Raw genomic sequence first — 1,577 nt, 5'->3', positions numbered from 1 at the left:
TCTGGGGCTGCCCGAACTCGACGGCCTGGAGGTGTGCCGACGGATCCGCACCTTCTCGGACTGCTACATCCTCATGCTCACCGCGCGTGGCAGCGAGGACGACAAGATCAGCGGTTTGACCCTGGGGGCGGATGACTACATCACCAAACCTTTTAGCATCCGGGAACTGGTGACCCGGGTGAATGCGGTGCTGCGCCGCCCGCGCACCAGCACCACCCCACCGCAGGTGACCACCCCCTTGATCGTTGGTGACCTCATCCTTGACCCCGTCGCCCATCAGGTGCGGGTGGGGGAGACGACCGTGGAGCTCACCCGCACGGAGTTCGAGCTGCTGGTTGCCCTGGCCCTGCGCCCCGGCCAGGTACTGACCCGCCACGACCTGGTCACCGAGGTCTGGGACACCACCTGGGTCGGTGATGAACGCATCGTCGATGTCCACATCGGCAACTTGCGTCGCAAGCTCGGCACCGACACCCGGGGCCGGGGGTTTATCGACACGGTGCGTGGCGTGGGCTACCGGGTGGGGCAGCCATGAATCACGGACCCGGCCTGACCTTCCGCTTCTTGACCGCCCAGGTGTTGGTCGTGGTGATTAGCCTGCTGGTGGCCGTGGCCGTGGCCACGATGGTGGGCCCGACCCTGTTCCATGATCATATGTTGATGGCCGGCCGGGAAGACCCCTCGCTGGAGCTGTTCCATGCCGAGCAGGCCTACCGGGACGCCAACCTGATCACCCTGGCCGTCGCCCTGCCCACCGCCTTGATCAGCGCCCTGCTGGCCAGCCTGTGGTTATCGCGTCGCCTGCGCACCCCCCTGCAGGATCTCACCCGCGCCGCTACCAGCCTGACGGCCGGCAACTATCGTATCCGCGTGCCCGCCGGAGAAGCAGGCCCCGAAGTCACCACCCTGGCGCATGCCTTCAACACCATGGCCGACCGGCTGGAACACACCGAACAGGTCCGCCGCCAGATGCTCTCTGATCTGGCCCACGAAATGGGCACCCCCTTATCGGTGCTCACGGTCTACCTCGATGGTCTCCAGGACGGGGCCGTGGACTGGAATAATGCCACCCACACGATCATGGCTGACCAACTCACCCGCCTGACCCGGTTGATGGAAGACATCGACGATGTCTCCCGGGCCCAGGAACACCGGATTGATTTGGACCTGGCGGAGGAAGGGCTCGGGGATCTGCTCCATACCGCGGCTGCTGCCGCGGGGGAAGCTTATGCTGACAAAGGCGTCGATTTACAGGTCGAGACCATTACGGACACCGCCCGGGTGCTCGTGGACCGGCAACGCTTCGGCCAGGTGATGAGCAATCTCCTGTCGAACGCGCTACGGCACACCCCGGCCGGCGGGCAGGTCCGGATCAGCGTCCACCGACAGGGGGCGTCCACCGCGCTCATCCACGTCGCCGATGACGGCGAGGGCATCCCACCTGACCAGCTCGAACACATCTTCGAACGCTTCTACCGGGGGGATGCCGCCCGCAGCCGGGACAACGGCGGGGCCGGTATCGGTCTGACCATCTCCAAGGCATTGATCGAGGCCCACGGCGGCACTCTCACCGCCAC

Annotated in this window: 2 protein-coding genes; both read left to right on the top strand. The window is 65.9% G+C overall.

Features of this window, described 5'->3' with window-relative positions; all coding sequences use genetic code 11:
* The coding region (locus BN4252_RS00430) for a response regulator transcription factor (RefSeq protein ID WP_066524083.1) at nt 1-535 on the top strand (535 nt) is incomplete at its 5' end.
* Nucleotides 532-1,577: sensor histidine kinase (locus tag BN4252_RS00425; RefSeq protein ID WP_066524081.1), on the top strand; the 1,046-nt coding region annotated here is incomplete at its 3' end. The genes BN4252_RS00430 and BN4252_RS00425, both read left to right, overlap by 4 nt.

It is taken from the genome of Corynebacterium bouchesdurhonense (genome assembly GCF_900078305.2).
Lineage (GTDB): Bacteria > Actinomycetota > Actinomycetes > Mycobacteriales > Mycobacteriaceae > Corynebacterium > Corynebacterium bouchesdurhonense.
Note: the sequence above shows the minus strand (reverse complement) of the source record. Positions and strands in the feature narration are given on the sequence as shown.